The following is a 17,693-nucleotide window of genomic DNA, read 5'->3' as shown; positions in this document are numbered from 1 at the left end:
TGCCGTTGCGGTAGCCCTTGCGCTCGCTGGTGCGCTCGTACGTCTGCGCCGCCAGCTGATCTGTCGCCTGGGCTGTCAGCACCTGATTCAGCACCGTCTCCAACAAGCGGGCCACTCCCGCGTCCCGATCGGTTCCGATAAACAGCTGGTGCAAAATGTCCTGATCTACGGTAATCTGGTATTGAGTCATGTGTAGGCACTCTCCTTGGAATGTTGGTCTCGACAACTTCCATTCTAACCGAGAGTCCCTGCCATGACTTTCCTTTTTATGGTCAGGAGCATTTTACACAATTATATGGACTTAACTCGCGGACGGGGGAGTTGCGCGGATAAACCGCGTAACTCGGCTTGAATGGGTGCCGGACGGGGGGAGTTGCGCGGAAAAACCGAGTAATTCGGCCCGAATGGGTGCCGGACGGGGGGAGTTACGCGGAAAAACCGAGCAGCTCGGGTCGAACGGGTGCCGGACGGGGGAGTTGCGCGGAAAAACCGAGCAGCTCGGCTCGAATGGGTGCCGGACGGGGGGAACTGTCAGCCGTGCCATTGGGTTGCGGATGGCCGAGCGAAGCGGCAGAGCGAACCAAACCGGAAAGCGAAGCGGACGGGGGCTTGTGGAGAAGCGGCAGCGTTTCCCTTGGAGGCCGGATTCCTTCCTTTTTAAAAAATTGAATCAAAGGAATCTGGGCTCCAGGGAGATCGGAACGAGTCCCCGCTCCGCGAAGCGGGTGCCGGTTTCAAATGCCGCTCCGCGAAGCGGGTGCCGGTTTCAAATGCTGCTCCGCGAAGCGGGCGCTCTCGATGTCAGTCCCCGCTCCGCGAAGCGGGTGCCGATTTCATATACGCTCCGCGAAAGCGGGCGCTGTTTCCGATGCCCGCTCCCCGAAGCGAGAGCCGGGCCCTCGTTTCAATTTCCCGCCGCGTTATCCCTTATAAGCTCTCCTTATGCGTTGCATAAATCCGGTTGAAAAATCCGTTGACACGGATAGGAATAGGCTGGTATGATTCGTTTCATAAACCAACTAAACAACTGGGAATTGACGGCTTGTTACCGGACCACCGGCATGAGCGCGGATCGACCAAAAAACCAAGGGGTGTGTCCATCATGTCCAAAAGAAACTCGCTCTCCAAGTGGCCTGTCCTGCTCCTCACGGCTTCGCTCGCTCTCGGTCTGACCGCATGCGGGTCCGGCAACAACGCTGCAAATTCGGCAGGAAGCGGCGGCGCCGCGAACGCGCCGGCTGAAAATACGGCTGCGAATGCCGGCGCGACGGAAGCGCCGGCGCCGAAGGATCCGGTCGAGCTGCTGAACGTCTCCTACGATCCGACGCGGGAGCTGTATGTGTCCTTCAACGCGGCGTTCGCGAAGTACTGGAAAGACAAAACCGGTCAGGAAGTAACCGTGAAGCAGTCGCACGGCGGCTCCGGCAAGCAGTCGCTGTCGGTCATCGGCGGCCTCAAGGCCGACGTCGTGACGCTGGCGCTCGGCTACGACATCGACGCGATCGCCGAGAAAGGCCTGCTGAACAAGGACTGGAAGGGCAAGTTCGAGGACAACAGCGCGCCGTACACGTCGACGATCGTCTTCCTCGTCCGCAAGGGCAATCCGAAAGGAATCAAGGACTGGAGCGATCTCGTGAAGGACGGCGTTCAGGTCATCACGCCGAACCCGAAAACGTCCGGCGGCGCCCGCTGGAACTACCTGGCGGCATGGGGCTACGCGCAAAAGCAGGACGGCGGCGACGAGGCCAAGACGAAGGAATTCATCAAGAAGCTGTTCCAGAACGTGCCGGTGCTCGATTCCGGAGCCCGCGGCTCGACGACGACGTTCACCGAGCGGGGCATCGGCGACGTGCTCCTGGCATGGGAGAACGAGGCGTTCCTGTCCCAAAAGGAGCTCGGCGACAAGTTCGAGATCGTCTATCCTTCGCTCAGCATCCTGGCGGAGCCTCCGGTCGCGGTCGTCGACAAGGTCGTCGACAGCAAGGGCACGCGCGAGGTGGCGGAAGAGTACCTGAAGTATCTCTACACCGACGAAGGCCAGAAGATCGCCGCCGACAACTTCTACCGTCCGATCAACCCGGATATCGCCGCCCAGTACAAGGACACGTTCAAAGACCTCGAGCTGCTGCAGATCGACAAGGACTTCGGCGGCTGGGCGGAAGCGCAGAAGAAGCACTTCGCCGACGGCGGCACGTTCGACGAGATCTACACGCCGGGCTCCAAGTAAGCTGAGCGGACCGACCGCGCTATCCTACCGTTACAGGAGCTGACTTCACATGAAAGGTTCCCGGTCTCGCAGCGTGCTGCCGGGCTTCGGCCTCACGATGGGCATCACGGTGCTGTATCTCGGCATCATCGTCCTCATCCCGCTGGGCTGCATCTTCCTCAAGACGTCCGATTTGAGCTGGGGCGAGTTCTGGACGACCGTGACCGCCCCGCGGGTGATGGCTTCCTACCGGATCAGCCTGCTCACCTCGCTTGCCGCCGCTCTCGTCAACCTGCTGTTCGGGCTGATCGTCGCCTGGGTGCTCGTGCGCTACCGGTTTCCGGGGCGCAAGCTGCTCGACAGCCTCGTCGACCTGCCGTTCGCGCTGCCCACGGCGGTCGCCGGCGTCGCGCTCACGGCGATCTACGCCCCGAACGGCTGGATCGGCCAGTGGCTCGAGCCGCTCGGCCTGAAGGTCGCCTTCACGCCGCTCGGCATTACGATCGCCCTGATCTTCATCGGCCTGCCGTTCATCGTGCGGACCGTGCAGCCCGTGCTTGAGGATCTCGACAAGGAAATCGAGGAGGCGGCGGTCATGCTCGGGGCGGGACGTTGGCGCACGGTGCTGCGCGTCGTGCTGCCGGAGCTGACGCCGGCGCTGCTGACCGGCTTCGCGCTCGCCTTCGCCCGCGGCATCGGCGAGTACGGCTCGGTCGTCTTCATCTCCGGCAACATGCCGATGAAGACCGAGATCGCGCCGCTGCTCATCATGACCAAGCTGGAGTCGTTCGAGCTCGAGCAGGCGACGGCGATCGCGGTCGTGCTGCTCGTGATGTCCTTCGCCATGCTGCTCGTCATCAACTACATCCAGTGGCGCGCCAGCCGGCGCGCCCTGGCGGAATAGGAGGGATCGCCCATGGCAGGCGGAATCGCCACCTCCCGCTCCGTCCGCAAGCCGGCTCCGGCCGACATCGGCCGTCCGACTTCGGAGCCGGCCGCCGTCCGCTGGCTGCTGATCGGCATCGCCGTGCTGTTCCTGACGCTGATCGTGCTGCTGCCGCTCATCACCGTGTTCGTCGAAGGGCTCAAGCGCGGCTGGGAAGTCTACCTGAGCGCGCTCATCGACCCCGACGCCGTGTCGGCGCTCAAGCTGACGCTGCTCGTCGCGGCGATCGCGGTGCCGCTCAACACGGTGTTCGGCATCGCGGCCTCCTGGCTCATCGCCAAGTTCAGCTTCCGCGGCAAGAGTCTGCTGCTCAGTCTCATCGATCTGCCGTTCTCCGTGTCGCCGGTCATCGCCGGCTTCATGTTCCTGCTGCTGTTCGGCGCCCAGGGCTACCTGGGGCCGTGGCTGGACGAACGCGGCCTGCAGGTCGTGTTCGCTCCGCCGGGCATCGTGCTGGCGACGATGTTCGTCACGTTCCCGTTCGTCGCCAGAGAGCTGATCCCGCTCATGCAGGCTCAGGGCATTCAGGAGGAGGAGGCGGCGGCCACGCTCGGCGCCAAGGGCTTCCGCATTTTCTGGAGCGTCACCTTGCCGAACATCAAGTGGGGCCTGCTGTACGGCCTCGTGCTCTGCAACGCCCGCGCGATGGGCGAGTTCGGAGCCGTCTCGGTCGTCTCCGGCCATATCCGGGGCGAGACGAACACGCTGCCTCTGCATGTCGAGATTTTATACAATGAGTACCAGTTTTCCGCATCGTTCGCGGCGGCGTCGCTGCTCATGCTGCTCGCGCTGCTGACGCTCGGGGCGAAAAGCCTGGTCGAATGGAAGACCGCTCAGCGGAATCAAGATCTGGAGGGATGAATCATGGCGAAGCCGGTGGAATTGGATGAAGCGTGGCTCGATCGGATCGCAGATCAGGTCAACGGTCTGGAATACGGCTCGGTGCTCATCACCGTGCATGACGGGCGGATCGTGCAGATCGACCGGACGGAGCGCAAGCGGTTCGAAGCTGCCGCGGCACGGCAGCAAGGAACGGCCGCCTCTGCCCAAGGATGATTTCGACGGCAGCGCGGGTCGACTCAAAAAAGGACAGGAGCGGATTTCCGCTCCTGTCCTTTTTTTGACTCGACGAGGCCGTCCGGCAGGCGCTACGCCCGCTGGACGGCGATGCTGGAGCTTGATTTGCGGAATGGTTACTTGGCGTCCTCCAGATCGATCTCCTTCCTGACGATGCCGGCTCCAGGCAGGATCGCCTTTCGGCGCCTCGCGGCTGCCGGGCTGAGATAGCCGAACGATGCGGCTGCGGTCAGCGTCGCGACAGCGACGGCTGCGGCACCGATCCCGCTCGTGGCCGCCAGCGAAGAGCTCTTTACGGCCAATCCGCCGAGGCCGGCTCCGGCTGCCATGCCGAGCTGGAGCATGGAGCTGTTGAGGCTCAGCATGATGCCGGCCGCTCCAGGCGCCAGCGTGAGCAGATGATACTGCTGGGTCGGACCCGACGACCAGGCCGCTATGGACCAGAGCATGAGCAGCGGAACGACGATGGCGGCAGAGTCGGCGAACAGGAACAGCAGCAGCAGGAAGATCGAGTGGAGAACCATGCCGCCGACCAGCATGCGGGGGAAGCCCCACCGGTCCGTGCCGAAGCCCCCGAGCTGGGAGCCGATCAGGGCGGCGATGCCGAGCGCGAACAAGGCGATGCTCACGCTTCGATCGCTCATTCCCGTCACGTCCAGCAGGAAGGGAGAGATGTAGGTATATGTGATGGAATAGCCGCCGATCCAGAAAAACGTGATCAGGAGTCCGATGGCGACCCTCGGATTCGCCAGCAGCTTCAGCTGCTCCCTTAGCGGAGCCGGCTTCTCTCCGTCGGTCGACGGAACCGCATAGATCACGAGCAGGATCGCGAGCAGGCCGAGCAGGCCGATGGCTCCGAACACGAGATTCCAGTCGTACGCGGAGGCGATGAGCCGGCCCAGCGGCACGCCGATGATCAGCGACATGCTGAAGCCCATGACGAGCGTCGCGATGGCGCGGCCCTGCTTGTCAGGCGGGGCGAGCTTGGAGGCGACCGTCATCGCGGTGACGATGAAGACGCCGCTGCTGAGAGCGAGAATGATGCGGGAGACGATCAAGGCTCCGTAGCCGGTGAACGCGAGCGCGGCGAAGTTGCCGGCGGCGAAGACGGCGAGGGAGACGATCATGAGCTTTTTGCGGTCGGCCTTGGCCGCGGCGGCCAGCAGGAAAGGAGTTCCGAAGGCATAGGCCAGGGAGTAGACGGTGATCAGCTGGCCGGCTGCGGCGAGCGAGACTCCGATATCGGCGGCGACCTGATCCAAGATTCCGGCGATAATGTATTCCGACGTGCCGACCAGAAAGCTGACGATGGCCAGCATATAGATTTTCCATTTCCAGCTTGCCGTCATTTTTCTCCAGCTCCTATTTGTTTATATTTCTAAAAATATCGAAATAATAGCCATGAAGTTATATTTCCATATATGTCGAAATAAAAGGTGAAGAAAAATTACTCCAGCAAATAAGGAGCATACTTGCGGGCGATCTCTTTGTTGACGCTGTAATAAATGTACGTTCCGTCCTTGCGCTGCTTCAGCAAGCCGCTTTCCGTCAGCTGCTTGAGGTGGTGGGAGAGCGTGGAGCCGGCGACAGAATCGAGCTTGCCGCTGATGTCGGAGCAGCAGAGGTTCTGTTCTTCCGTGAGCAGCATGGCGATTTTTATGCGGGTCGGTTCTCCGAGAGCTTTGTAGACCTTGACGGCTTGCTTGACGTCCTCGTTGTCCTCGACCATGTCATCCCCGCCTTTCCCAATAGTTCTATAAAGATAGAAATAAACTACCATAGACGCCTCGCCGGCGCAAGAAGGACCTTGAAAAAATGAATACCCTCCTGGCCGAGGGCCGGAGGGTTGAGTTGGATGGGGTAGCGGAACGTTAATCGATGATGTATTTGACAATCACCATGATGATATAGGCGACGGTCATAAAGCCGATCATGCCGCCGAATCCGAACACGAGATCCTTCAGGTCGTCTCGCGGTTCCTCGTTCACATGCTCGCGCGGGTCTCTGACGTTGACGTTCTCCATAGTGCGTCCTCCTCGCTTCAATATCGCTGTCCTGCCGCCGGCGCGGCGGAGTCCATGGCCGGGGGCCAGCACCTCACGTGACAACTTCTCCTAGTAGTATACCCAGACTCCGGAACTTATGTAAAGGCGAATTTTGCCTGTCCGGCTCGGATGGAAGCGATTGCCGCCGAGCGGCCGCCAGCCCTTGCGGACAGGCGGGGACTGACTCGCCGAAGCCCCCTGTGCTACAATAGAAGGTACGGCAATCCAGCGGATGCGCCGCGAAAAGGAGGCCTCTGGACGATGGACCACATCAAGGGCAAGCTCGCCCTGCTGCCCGATCAGCCGGGCTGCTATCTGATGAAGAACGGGGAAGGCACCATCATCTACGTCGGCAAGGCGAAGGTGCTGAAGAACCGGGTGCGCTCGTATTTCAACGGCACCCACAACGGCAAGACGCAGCGTCTCGTCTCGGAGATCCGGGACTTCGAATATATCGTGACGGCAAGCAACATGGAAGCGCTCATCCTCGAGTGCAACCTCATCAAGCAGTACCACCCGCGCTACAACGTCCTGCTCAAGGACGACAAGACGTTCCCGTACATCAAGATCACGAGCGAGAAGCATCCGAAGCTCGAGGTGACGCGGCGGATCGTCAAGGACAAGGGGAAATATTTCGGCCCCTATCCGAACGCCTATGCGGCGCAGCAGACGAAAAAGCTGCTCGACCGGCTGTATCCACTGCGCAAGTGCAACACCTTGCCGGACAAGGTGTGCCTCTACTATCATCTCGGACAATGCATCGCTCCATGCGAGTACGACATCGAGCCGGGCACGTACGAGGCGATGGTGCAGGAGATCGCGCGCTTCCTGAACGGCGGCCAGGACGAGGTCAAGGCGGAGCTGCAGCGCAAGATGGCGGCCGCGGCGGAGGCGATGGAGTTCGAGCGGGCCAAGGAATACCGCGACCAGATCCAGGCGATCGACGCCGTCATGGAGAAGCAGAAGATCACGCTGTCCGATGCGCTCGACCGCGACGTGTTCGGCTATGCGACCGACAAGGGCTGGATGTGCGTGCAGATCCTCTACATGCGCGGCGGCAAGCTGATCGAGCGGCGCACGACGTCGTTCCCGTATTACGGCGAGGCGTATGACGATTTCATGACGTTCGTGACCCAATATTACAGCGACAACCCGGCGTTGCCCAAAGAAATCCTGCTGCCGCTGCCAGGCGCCTCCGCGGCCGTCAAGGAAGGCGAGGCGGACGCCGGGGAAAGTCTCGCTGCGTCCGCTTCTGCCGCGGACTCGGCGGCAGAAGCGGACGGCCTCGCGGAGCCGGAGCCGGAATCGGACGGCGCGGACCCGGCCCCGGGCTCGGCCGCCGACGAGGTGAGGGCCTCGCTCCAGAGCTGGCTCAAGGTGAAGGTGCATTTGCCGCAGCGCGGCCGCAAGCGCGAGGTCGTAGCGATGGCCGAGGGCAACGCCAAGGTGACGCTCGACGAGAAGTTCAAGCTGATCGAGCGCGACGAGGAGCGCAGCGTCAAGGCTCAGGCGGGCCTCGCGGCCTATTTGGGAATGACCGACATCCGCCGCATCGAGGCGTTCGACAACTCCAACATCCAGGGCACGAACCCGGTATCCGCGATGGTCGTGTTCACCGACGGCAAGCCGGACAAGAAGGAGTATCGCAAATACAAGGTGCGCACGGTGCAAGGGCCGGACGACTACGAGACGATGCGCGAGGTCATCCGCAGGCGCTACGAGCGGGTGCTCAAGGAAGGGCTGCCGCTGCCGGATCTGATCGTCGTCGACGGCGGGCGGGGTCAGATCAGCGCGGCCAACGACATCCTCGAGAACGAGCTCGGGCTGCAGGTGCCGGTATGCGGTCTCGTCAAGGACGCCAAGCACAAGACGGCGCAGCTCATGGTCGGCGACCCGCCCGAGCCGGTGACGCTGCCGCGCGACAGCCAGGAGTTCTACCTGCTGCAGCGCATCCAGGACGAGGTGCACCGGTTCGCGATCTCGTTCCACCGCGAGCAGCGCGGCAAGTCGATGACCGAGTCGCGCCTCGACTCGATTTCCGGCATCGGGGAGAAGCGGCGCAAGCAGCTGCTGCGGCATTTCGGCTCGCTCAAGAAGATCCGCGAGGCGAAGGCCGAGGACTTCCGTCCGCTCGGCATCGGCGACAAGCTCGCAGAGCGCATCGTCGAGGCGCTGCGCGAGGAGTAGCGGCGAGGGCGGCCGGCCAGCAAAAAGAGACGAAGCGGGAGGGAGTCCGCTTCGTCTTTTTCGTCTGCGCCGGCCGCGTCAGGCCGGCGGCGGATAGGCGGCCGCGCGCCTTTGCAGGCCGTACCGCCGCATCAGCCACGCGACGGCGATCGGCGCGACGATGTAGATGACGCCGGCGACCGTCTCGGCCGGACGGCCGGTCATGAACAGGGACATCGACATGAGCACGCTGTTCATGACCGCATGGGTGAAGACGGCGGTGAAGAAGCCGAATTTCAGGAACAGGTACGAGAACAGCAGGCCGAGGATCGTCAGCTCGATGAGCCTCGTCGTCGACGGATAGATCGGGTAGGTGACATGGCCGAGCGCCCAGATCACCGTCGGGATGAGCGAGGCGAGGAACGGATTTTTGATCCATTTCATCAGCAGGCCGATGCCGAACAGCCGGTACACCGCCTCCTCCTGGATGGCGGCGCACCATGCGAGCAGCGGCATGAGCCAGAGCGCCGCCATGTTGTACGGCGACTGGGTCACGTCCGTCGTCGCCCAGGCGCCTGTGGCGGCCGAGAGACCGCCGAGGATGAGCGTCTGCAGGCCGAGCAGCAGGAAGGCGAACGCGTAGGAAAGCTTCATCGCGCTCCACGCCTCGGCTCCGAAGCCGGGCTCCGAGCCGGCGGTCCAGAGCGGCCGGCCCTGGGCTCGCCACAGCCCGTCTCCGGCCACGAGCGAGAAGTACGCTCCGACCGCCATGACGAAGGTGAGCGCCGTCATGAAGACGAGCTGGGCCATCGCCGCCAGCTCTGCGTTGACCTCGCCCCCGTAGATCGCCCGCAAGCCGTCCAGCAGATTGAAGTTGTTGATTGTGTAGAAGGCGAGGAAGACCAGCGCCAGCGCCCAGCCCCGGCGGAACGACGTGAAGCGCCTCATGACGATGGCGTAGACGATGGCCAGCAGCGTCATGATACCGGACGGCAGCAGATTGCCGAGCAGCGACAATTGCTCGCCGAGCCGGTCCTGCTCCATCGTATAGGCGGCGTAGGAGGCAGGGACCTCGTAGACGGGCTGGAAGCGGGTCAGCCTGATCTCGCCCTCCAGGCGCTCGCCGGCGGCGAGGACGATCAGGCCCGCTTCGCCGACGGTGATCGCCGCCGCCTCGTAGCGGACGGAGCCCTCTTTGGCCGGGCCCGAGCGTCGCAGCTGGCCGAGTCCGAGCTCGTCGGCCTGTCGCTGGACCGTCCGGTCCAGCGCCTCGCCCTCCAGCGCGGAGCTTCCTCCGTCGCCTCCGGTCGGACCGAGCACCTGCTTCCAGCCGACGAGCTTGCCGCTCGTCATGCCGATCTCGACGAGCAGCCGCCGGCCGTCGTCGAAGTTCTGCGTCACCTGCCAGACATCGACGGGCACCTTGAGTCCGGCGCTGCTGTCCAGCGTCTTGCCCAGCTTCTCCTTCGCCACATAGCCCGCCATCAGCCTGTCGGCCTGATGGACCGCGTGGGCGTTCTGGGGCAGCGCGCGCAGCTGCTTCTGGGCAAAGTCGGCCGCAGCCGCCATCGCCTGCCCGCGGCTGACCGGGTGGACCGGCTCGCTCTCCGCGCCGACTCCGGCTGCCGAGGGGATGACCTGCAGCAGCAGGAATAAAGCGGCTCCGATTGCGCCACACCAAACGTATCTTCGAAAAGCCTGGTCAAGATGGGATGAATTCATCGAAGTCCTCCTTGCTGATGGCGCTGCCTGGTTGGATCCATGGTTTAACCTTACCACAGCGGCTTTCCTTTTATCCATGCCGCCCGGCCGCGCGGACGAGCCAGCGGGCAAAAGAGCGAGCGCGGAGGGGCTAGCATCCTCCGCAATGTCCGCCAGCCTCCAAAAACGAAGCAAATCGGCCGCCAACGCCTGCGGACGCATTTGGTAACCTGTCCTTTATCCTATATAATCAAATCCGATCCTATAGAACTTTAAACTGCCGAATTCCGGACGACAAGCGCCGGGAACGGGGGAACCAGCGCGGACGGCGGCTCGTGGAGCCGGACAGCCGATCCGCAGGGGTGAATTCCGCTCGGAACTTTTCCGGGGGGATAGGGCGGCCGTCACGCCCGAATCCGTCAGCTAACCTCGGAGGCTTCCATGACAGGACTCACACAGGCGCTGGGCACCGGGTGTTTCCGGTGCCTATTTGTCGTGTGCAAAAAAAGGAGAATGGCCGCCTATGACCGCTTGGAGGCTGCAGCTGAGGCAGCTGCTCATCCCTTCCCCGCCGAGGATTCTGATCGCCGGCTTCGCTTTCATCATCGCGCTCGGCTCGCTGCTGCTGATGCAGCCGTTCGCGACCGCGGACGGCCTGAGGACGCGCTGGATCGACGCGCTGTTCACGGCGACATCCGCTACCTGCGTCACGGGCCTCGTCGTCGTCGACACCGGAACGCATTATTCGCTGGCGGGCCAGCTCATCATCCTGGTGATGATCCAGATCGGCGGACTCGGCTTCATGACGATGGCGACGCTGTTCGCGCTCGTGCTGCGCAAGCGCATCTCGCTCAAGGAGCGGCTGCTGCTGCAGGAGGCGATGAACCAAGGCTCGATGGAGGGCATCGTACGGCTGATCCGCCGCGTCCTTTTGTACTCGCTCGTCATCGAGGGCTGCGGCGCGCTGCTGTATGCGCTGCGCTTCCTGTCCGACATGCCGCCCGGGCAGGCCGTCTATTACGGCATCTTCCATGCGGTGTCCATGTTCAACAACGCCGGCTTCGACATCATGGGCAACTACAGCAGCATGACCGCCTATGTCGCGGATCCGCTCGTCAATCTCGTCACCGTCTCGCTCGTCATCCTCGGCGGCCTCGGCTTCATCGTCCTGTCCGATCTGGTCGACTTCCGCAGGCATCGGCGGCTGACGCTGCACTCCAAGGTCGTGCTGCTGACAAGCGGCGGCCTGGTGGCGCTCGGGACGGCCGTCATCTTCCTGTTCGAATACGGGAATGCCGGCACGATGGGACCGCTCGACCTCGGCGGCAAGCTGCTCGCGTCGCTGTTCCAATCGGTCGCGACGCGCACCGCCGGACCGAACTCGGTGGACATCGGAGCGCTGACCCAGGCGAGCCTGTTCTTCATGATCCTCCTCATGTTCATCGGAGCGTCGCCCGGCTCGACCGGCGGCGGCATCAAGACGACGACGTTCATGACGCTCGCGGCGGCGATGTGGGCGATGCTCCGGGGCAAGGAGGACATCGTGCTGTTCCGCTACCGGCTCGCCAAGGAGCGCATCCTCAAGGCGCTGACGATCACGATGCTGTCGATCGCCATCGTGCTCGCCTCGACGATGGTGCTCTGCACGCTCGAGGACCGCGACTTCCTGCGCATCCTGTTCGAGACGGTGTCGGCGTTCGGCACGGTCGGGCTGAGCACCGGCATTACGCCGGGGCTGCAGGATGTCAGCAAGCTCGTGATCAGCTTCGTCATGTTCGCCGGCAGGCTCGGCCCGCTGACGATGGCGTACGCTCTCCGGCCCAAGGCCAGCAAGGAATATTACAAGCATCCGGAAGGCAAGATCATCATCGGATAGGAAAGGAAAGAAAGAGAGACAATGGGTAAGGGAGCCAAAGGAAGTCAATTCTGCGTCATCGGACTGGGCCGTTTCGGATCCAGCCTCGGCAAGGAGCTCGTGCAGCTCGGCCATGAGGTGCTCGGCATCGACCGCAGCGAGGAGCTCGTCGACGATCTGAGCGGCACGCTCACGCATACCGCCTGCGCGGACTCGACGGACGAGGAGGCTCTGCGCGCGCTCGGCATCCGCAATTTCGACTGCTGCATCGTCGCCATCGGCGGGGATATCCAGGCCAGCATCATGACGGCGATCCTCGTCAAGGACGCCGGGGTCAAAAAGGTCGTCGTCAAGGCGGTCAGCGAGCTGCACGGGCGCGTGCTGGAGAAGCTCGGCGCCGATCGGGTCATCTATCCCGAGCGCGATATGGGCATCCGCGTCGCCCATCAGCTCGTCTCGCCGAACCTGCTCGACTACATCGAGCTGAGCTCCGATTACTCCGTGGCGGAGCTGTCCGTGCCGCGCTGCTTGGCGGGCAAGACGCTCGCCGACATCGATCCGCGCAAGCGGTTCGGCTGCAGCATCGTAGCCGTCAACAAGCCGCAAGGCATCATCATCGCGCCCAAGGCCGAGCAGGTGCTGGCCGAGCGCGACGTCATGGTCGTCATCGGCACGAACGAGGGGATCGAGGACTTCGAGAACATGGTCAGCGAGCGCTGACTGAGGGCATCCGGCTGCGGCGGACCGAGCCGGCAAGCGGCTACGGCTGGCCCGGCAGGCCGCTGCGGGCGCTCAGCGGCAAGCCTGAACGCGCCGCGTAGCCGGCCGCCGCTTCCGCGATCCATTGGCGGACGACAGGCTCGAGCAGCGACGGATCGCCGTGGATGAGCGAGGTCGTGCGCCGAGTCTTTTTCAGCTCCGGCAGCGGCACGAGCATGAGGTCGTTGTCCTCCGCCATCTGCGGCCGGATGTACGATCGCGGCAGCAGCGTCGCCGCTCCGCATGTATGCAGCAGGCGCAGGATCGCCTCGAAGGAGTCGATCTCCATGCGCACGTCGGGATGCAGGCGGAACTTGTCGAACAGCTCGTCGGTAAGCGTGCGGAACCAGGTTCCCTTGGAGAACAGGATCATCGGCAGCCCGTTCAGGTCGCCGATCGCGAGCTTGTCGGACAGCATGCGCCCGCGCGGCAGCACGAGCTCGAGATGGTCGTCGAACAGCTTCACGCAGTGCAGCTGCGGATCGTCGATGACGGATGCCACAAGGCCGAGCTCGATTTTCCGGTCCCGGACGAGCGAGACGATCTCGTGGGTCTTGCCGGTCACGGCCTTGATGTCGATCTCGGGATGGCTGGCGGTCAGCGCCTGGATGAGGTCGGGCAGCGTCGTCTGCAGCGTCGTCAGGCTGGCGCCGATCGTCAGCGTGAAGCGGTGGGTCTGCTTGAACTCGGCCAGCGTGAGCAGATACTGCCGATGCATTTGGCGCAGCTGCACGGCGTAGTCGTACGTCAGCTCGCCGATGCGCGTCAGCTCCAGGCGGCGTCCGACGCGGCGGAACAGCGGCGCTCCGAGCTCCTCCTCGAGCTTGGCGATCTTGCGCGAGAGGGCGGGCTGCGACAGGTTGAGCAGCGCCGACGCCTTGTTCATGCTCGACTGCTCGACGATGACGGCGAACAGCTGAAGATCTTCCTGCATCGCGTTCCATCCTTTCGGCGATCCGATTTGCTTATGCTCCTATGTTATAACATTGTATAAAAAATAAACAATATCTTTATAAGCGAAAAAAGGGTACGATGGGAACTGTGGCTAATCTGTGTCCGTCCTGAAGTCGGATGCTGTCGTGAATTGTTGACGCTCCCAAGAACGGGCTGTAAAATGGATAAGGTTTGTCCCTGACGATGATTACGCATTCAAACGGCTGGAAAGGAGAACGCATTATTTATGAAAGGAAATTCCTATTTGGCGCGCAAGCTCCACTCGCTGCTCGGGGTCGTTCCGCTCGCCCTGTTCCTCGTGAATCACGCCATCACCAACTACTCGGCGTTCGAGGGAGGCCCGGAAGGGTTCAACGAAAGCGTCGAGATGCTCAACGGCTTGCCGCTGATCTTCTTCCTGGAGATTTTCGGCATCTTCCTGCCGCTGATCTTCCACGGGGTATACGGCCTTTACGTCGCCTACCAGTCGAACTGGAACAACTCCCGCTTCCAATACGGACGCAACTGGGCGTTCACGCTTCAGCGCCTGTCGGGCGTCATTACGTTCATCTTCATCGTATGGCATGTCTATCAGACCCGCTACCAGGTGCTGATCGGCGAGCTGACGCATGAACAGCTCGGCCATCAGATGCATGAGATCTTCACGAATCCGGTCAGCGTCGTCCTGTACACGATCGGCGTCCTGGCCGCCGTCTTCCACTTCGCCAACGGCATGTGGTCCTTCCTCGTGAGCTGGGGCATCACCGTCGGCCCGCGCGCGCAGCGCATCTCCTCCTACATCTGGATGGGCGTCTTCGTCATCGTGTCGGCTCTGTTCCTGCTCTCGATCGCGGCCTTCCGCAGCGACGAGTTCGCGGAGACGGCAGCGGCCGTACGGACCTGGATCGGATAACACGATAGAGAAGGAGGACCCACTCACATGGCTAAAAACAACATCATCGTCGTCGGCGGCGGACTGGCCGGGCTCATGGCCACGATCAAGGCGGCCGAAGCCGGCGTCCACGTCAACCTGTTCTCCCTGGTGCCCGTAAAACGCTCGCACTCCGTGTGCGCGCAAGGCGGCATCAACGGAGCCGTCAATACGAAGGGCGAAGGCGACTCTCCTTGGGAGCACTTCGACGATACGGTCTACGGCGGCGACTTCCTCGCCAACCAGCCTCCGGTCAAGGCGATGTGCGAGGCCGCTCCCGGCATCATCCACCTGATGGACCGCATGGGCGTCATGTTCAGCCGCACGCCGGAGGGCCTGCTCGACTTCCGCCGCTTCGGCGGCACGCAATACCACCGCACGGCGTTCGCGGGCGCGACGACCGGCCAGCAGCTGCTGTACGCGCTGGACGAGCAGGTTCGCCGCTGGGAGGCCGCCGGCCTCGTCAGCAAGCATGAGCATTTCGAGTTCATGGGCGCGGTGCTCGACGACGACGGCGTCTGCCGCGGCATCACCGGCCAGGACCTGCGCACGATGGAGGTCGTCTCCTTCCGCGCGGACGCGGTCATCCTGGCGACCGGCGGCCCCGGCATCATTTTCGGCAAGACGACCAACTCGGTCATCAATACGGGCACCGCGGCGAGCGCGGTGTACCAGCAGGGCGTCAGCTACGCCAACGGCGAGATGATCCAGATCCACCCGACGGCCATCCCGGGCGACGACAAGAACCGCCTCATGTCCGAGTCGGCGCGCGGCGAGGGCGGACGCATCTGGACGTACAAGGACGGCAAGCCGTGGTACTTCCTCGAAGAAAAGTATCCCGCCTACGGCAACCTCGTGCCGCGCGACATCGCCACCCGCGAGATCTTCTCCGTCTGCGTGGACGAGAAGCTCGGCATTGGCGGCGAGAACATGGTCTACCTCGACCTGTCGCACAAGGATCCCAAGGAGCTTGACGTCAAGCTCGGCGGCATCATCGAGATCTACGAGAAGTTCGTCGGCGACGATCCGCGCAAGCTGCCGATGAAGATCTTCCCGGCTGTCCACTACTCGATGGGCGGACTGTGGGTCGACTACAACCAGATGACCAACATCCCGGGCCTGTTCGCTTGCGGCGAATGCGACTACCAGTACCACGGAGCCAACCGTCTCGGCGCGAACTCGCTGCTGTCGGCCATCTTCGGCGGCATGGTGACGGGACCGAAGGCAGTCGAATACATCAAGGGGCTCAAGAAGTCCGCCGAGGACGCTCCGTCCTCCATCTTCGACCGCGAGGTCAAGCTGCGCACGGACAACTACGAGTCGATCCTGAAGCTCGGCGGCACGGAGAACGCCTACGTGCTCGGCAAGGAGCTCGGCGAGTGGATGACGAACAACATGACCGTCGTCCGCTACAACGACCGCCTCGTGCAGACGATCGACAAGATCAAGGAGCTCAAGCAGCGCTATTCCAACATCAACATCAACGATACCGCGCGCTGGAACAACGCCGGCGTCGCCTACACGCGCCAGCTGTGGAACATGCTGGAGCTGGCCGAGGCGATGACCAAGGGCGCCCTGCTGCGCGACGAGAGCCGCGGCGCGCACTACAAGCCGGAGTTCCCGGAGCGCAACGACGAGCAGTTCCTCAAGACGACGATCGCCAAGTGGACGACGGAAGGTCCGGAGATCTCGTACGAGGATGTCGACACCTCGCTCATCAAGCCGCGCAAGCGCGACTACTCGAGCAACAAGTCCTAACGAGGAGGGAGAACGACCATGGCAACCGAAACCCCGGTCAAGGCGGGCAAGACGGTCAAATTCATCATCACCCGCCAAGACTCGCCGGAAGCGGCTCCTTATACCGAGGAGTTCGAGCTTCCGTACCGTCCCAACATGAACGTCATCAGCGCGCTGATGGAGATCCAGCGCAACCCGGTCAAGACCGATGGCGCCAAGACGACTCCGGTCGTCTGGGAGTCCAACTGTCTCGAGGAAGTTTGCGGCGCCTGCTCGATGGTCATCAACGGCAAGCCGCGCCAGGCGTGCAGCGCGCTCGTCGACAAGCTGGAGCAGCCGGTGCGCGTCGCTCCGATGAGCACGTTTCCGGTCGTGCGCGACCTCGTCATCAACCGCGAGCGCATGTTCAACGCGCTCAAGCGCGTCAAGGCCTGGATTCCGATCGACGGCACGTACGACCTCGGTCCCGGACCGCGCATGGCCGAGACGAAGCGCCAATGGGCCTATGAGCTGTCCAAGTGCATGACCTGCGGCGTCTGCCTCGAAGCCTGCCCGAACGTCAACGACCGTTCGAGCTTCATCGGCCCGGCGGCGATCTCTCAGGTACGCCTGTTCAACGCCCATCCGACGGGCGAGATGAACAAGGCCGAGCGCCTGGAGACGCTGATGGAAGACGGCGGCATCGAGGGCTGCGGCAACTCGCAGAACTGCGTCCGCTCCTGCCCGAAGGGCATCCCGCTCACGACGTCGATCGCCGCGATCAACCGCGACACGACGGCGCAGCTGTTCAAGAACTGGCTGAGTTTCTAGGCTCGGCAATAGGAAAGCCTTCCGGACTGCTCTTTGCGAGCGGTTCGGGAGGCTTTTTTGGCTTGGAAAGGGGACTTCAGGGGACAGGAAGTCGGCTGCGCGATCCGGGCTACTCCGGTGGACAAGAAGCCCGCTGCGCGAGCCGAGCCTTTCTCGGCAGGCAGCCGGCAGCATACTAGGGACAAGAAGCCCGCTGCGCGATCCGAGCCACTCCGGTGGACAAGAAGCCCGCTGCGCGAGCCGAGCCTTTCTCCGATTCCACTGGAAGCCGGATGCCCTGATTTTTTGACCTCCTATTCGGAGGCCATCCGTCTTCCAAGAGGACCGCTGCCGCTTCTCCGAAAGGCATCGTCTCGCTCCGCTTGCCTTGTCCCTGTCTTCTCTGCTCCCCCTTTTTATTTGGGGGAGGGGGCGTCTCCCGCTTACCTGGGAGACGGCAGCGCTTCTCAGCGGCCAGCACGAATCGGCCGCCGCAGATCAGCCAGCAAGCCGCATGCGGCTTGCTGGCCCGCCCCTCGAATAGGGCG

At 62.9% G+C, this 17,693-nt stretch carries 16 protein-coding genes and 1 riboswitch; of the genes, 10 read left to right on the top strand and 6 right to left on the bottom strand.

What is annotated here, in order from left to right:
- The coding region (locus H582_RS0115610) for a transposase (RefSeq protein WP_028599274.1) at window positions 1-190 on the bottom strand (190 nt) is incomplete at its 3' end.
- Window positions 191-1,102: 912 nt separating this feature from the next.
- On the opposite strand from H582_RS0115610, the gene H582_RS0115605 reads away from it, so the two are divergent.
- From H582_RS0115605 to H582_RS0115590, 4 genes are read left to right on the top strand one after another with little or no spacing between them, the layout of a single operon-like run.
- Window positions 1,103-2,227 carry a sulfate ABC transporter substrate-binding protein gene (locus H582_RS0115605; protein WP_028599273.1) on the top strand — a complete coding sequence of 375 codons (1,125 nt, stop codon included), beginning with the start codon at window positions 1,103-1,105 and terminating at the stop codon, window positions 2,225-2,227.
- A gap of 49 nt (window positions 2,228-2,276) precedes the next feature.
- Window positions 2,277-3,110 carry a sulfate ABC transporter permease subunit CysT gene (gene cysT, locus H582_RS0115600; RefSeq protein ID WP_028599272.1) on the top strand — a complete coding sequence of 278 codons (834 nt, stop codon included), beginning with the start codon at window positions 2,277-2,279 and terminating at the stop codon, window positions 3,108-3,110.
- 12 nt (window positions 3,111-3,122) lie between these two features.
- Window positions 3,123-4,013, top strand: coding sequence for a sulfate ABC transporter permease subunit CysW (gene cysW / locus H582_RS0115595; protein WP_028599271.1), 891 nt, complete (start codon window positions 3,123-3,125; stop codon window positions 4,011-4,013).
- A 3-nt stretch (window positions 4,014-4,016) separates the two neighbouring features.
- Entirely contained in the window at window positions 4,017-4,208 is a 192-nt protein-coding gene (locus tag H582_RS0115590; RefSeq protein ID WP_028599270.1) for a YezD family protein, read from the top strand.
- A 137-nt stretch (window positions 4,209-4,345) separates the two neighbouring features.
- Here the strand turns inward: H582_RS0115590 and H582_RS27915 are convergent, their stop codons facing one another.
- From H582_RS27915 to H582_RS32005, 3 genes are all read right to left on the bottom strand, one after another.
- Window positions 4,346-5,578, bottom strand: coding sequence for an MFS transporter (locus H582_RS27915; RefSeq protein ID WP_052333324.1), 1,233 nt, complete (start codon window positions 5,576-5,578; stop codon window positions 4,346-4,348).
- A gap of 98 nt (window positions 5,579-5,676) precedes the next feature.
- Entirely contained in the window at window positions 5,677-5,958 is a 282-nt protein-coding gene (locus H582_RS0115580; RefSeq protein ID WP_028599269.1) for an ArsR/SmtB family transcription factor, read from the bottom strand.
- Window positions 5,959-6,100: 142 nt separating this feature from the next.
- Complete coding sequence (locus H582_RS32005) at window positions 6,101-6,253, bottom strand: YqzM family protein (RefSeq protein ID WP_101808037.1); 153 nt, start codon at window positions 6,251-6,253, stop codon at window positions 6,101-6,103.
- A gap of 282 nt (window positions 6,254-6,535) precedes the next feature.
- Between H582_RS32005 and uvrC the strand changes: the two genes are divergently transcribed.
- A complete protein-coding gene (gene uvrC / locus H582_RS27910; RefSeq protein ID WP_052333323.1) occupies window positions 6,536-8,461 on the top strand; it encodes an excinuclease ABC subunit UvrC in 1,926 nt (641 codons plus the stop codon).
- A gap of 78 nt (window positions 8,462-8,539) precedes the next feature.
- Here the strand turns inward: uvrC and H582_RS30220 are convergent, their stop codons facing one another.
- Complete coding sequence (locus H582_RS30220; protein ID WP_052333322.1) at window positions 8,540-10,162, bottom strand: CPBP family intramembrane glutamic endopeptidase; 1,623 nt, start codon at window positions 10,160-10,162, stop codon at window positions 8,540-8,542.
- 247 nt (window positions 10,163-10,409) lie between these two features.
- Window positions 10,410-10,594: riboswitch (cyclic di-AMP (ydaO/yuaA leader) on the top strand.
- 70 nt (window positions 10,595-10,664) lie between these two features.
- On the opposite strand from H582_RS30220, the gene H582_RS0115560 reads away from it, so the two are divergent.
- Both H582_RS0115560 and H582_RS0115555 read left to right on the top strand, forming a co-directional pair.
- Complete coding sequence (locus H582_RS0115560) at window positions 10,665-12,017, top strand: TrkH family potassium uptake protein (RefSeq protein ID WP_052333321.1); 1,353 nt, start codon at window positions 10,665-10,667, stop codon at window positions 12,015-12,017.
- A gap of 21 nt (window positions 12,018-12,038) precedes the next feature.
- On the top strand, window positions 12,039-12,716 hold the full coding sequence (locus H582_RS0115555) for a potassium channel family protein (protein ID WP_028599267.1): 678 nt from the start codon (window positions 12,039-12,041) through the stop codon (window positions 12,714-12,716).
- Between the two features lie 40 nt (window positions 12,717-12,756).
- On the opposite strand, the gene H582_RS0115550 is transcribed toward H582_RS0115555, so the two are convergent.
- Window positions 12,757-13,689 (bottom strand): LysR family transcriptional regulator, encoded by a 933-nt coding sequence (locus H582_RS0115550; protein ID WP_028599266.1) that lies wholly within the window; start codon window positions 13,687-13,689, stop codon window positions 12,757-12,759.
- A gap of 246 nt (window positions 13,690-13,935) precedes the next feature.
- On the opposite strand from H582_RS0115550, the gene H582_RS0115545 reads away from it, so the two are divergent.
- Genes H582_RS0115545 through sdhB form a run of 3 tightly spaced genes read left to right on the top strand, consistent with a single transcriptional unit; the run spans window position 13,936 to window position 17,166 of the window.
- Complete coding sequence (locus tag H582_RS0115545) at window positions 13,936-14,601, top strand: succinate dehydrogenase cytochrome b558 subunit (RefSeq protein ID WP_028599265.1); 666 nt, start codon at window positions 13,936-13,938, stop codon at window positions 14,599-14,601.
- Window positions 14,602-14,628: 27 nt separating this feature from the next.
- Window positions 14,629-16,377: a succinate dehydrogenase flavoprotein subunit gene (gene sdhA, locus H582_RS0115540; protein ID WP_028599264.1), complete on the top strand. Its 1,749-nt coding sequence runs from the start codon at window positions 14,629-14,631 to the stop codon at window positions 16,375-16,377.
- 18 nt (window positions 16,378-16,395) lie between these two features.
- Window positions 16,396-17,166: a succinate dehydrogenase iron-sulfur subunit gene (gene sdhB / locus H582_RS0115535; RefSeq protein WP_028599263.1), complete on the top strand. Its 771-nt coding sequence runs from the start codon at window positions 16,396-16,398 to the stop codon at window positions 17,164-17,166.
- The last annotated feature ends 527 nt before the right edge of the window (window positions 17,167-17,693 follow it).

Source organism: Paenibacillus pasadenensis DSM 19293 (assembly GCF_000422485.1).
GTDB classification, from domain to species: domain Bacteria; phylum Bacillota; class Bacilli; order Paenibacillales; family Paenibacillaceae; genus Paenibacillus_O; species Paenibacillus_O pasadenensis.
This window is presented reverse-complemented; position numbering and strand designations above follow the sequence as displayed.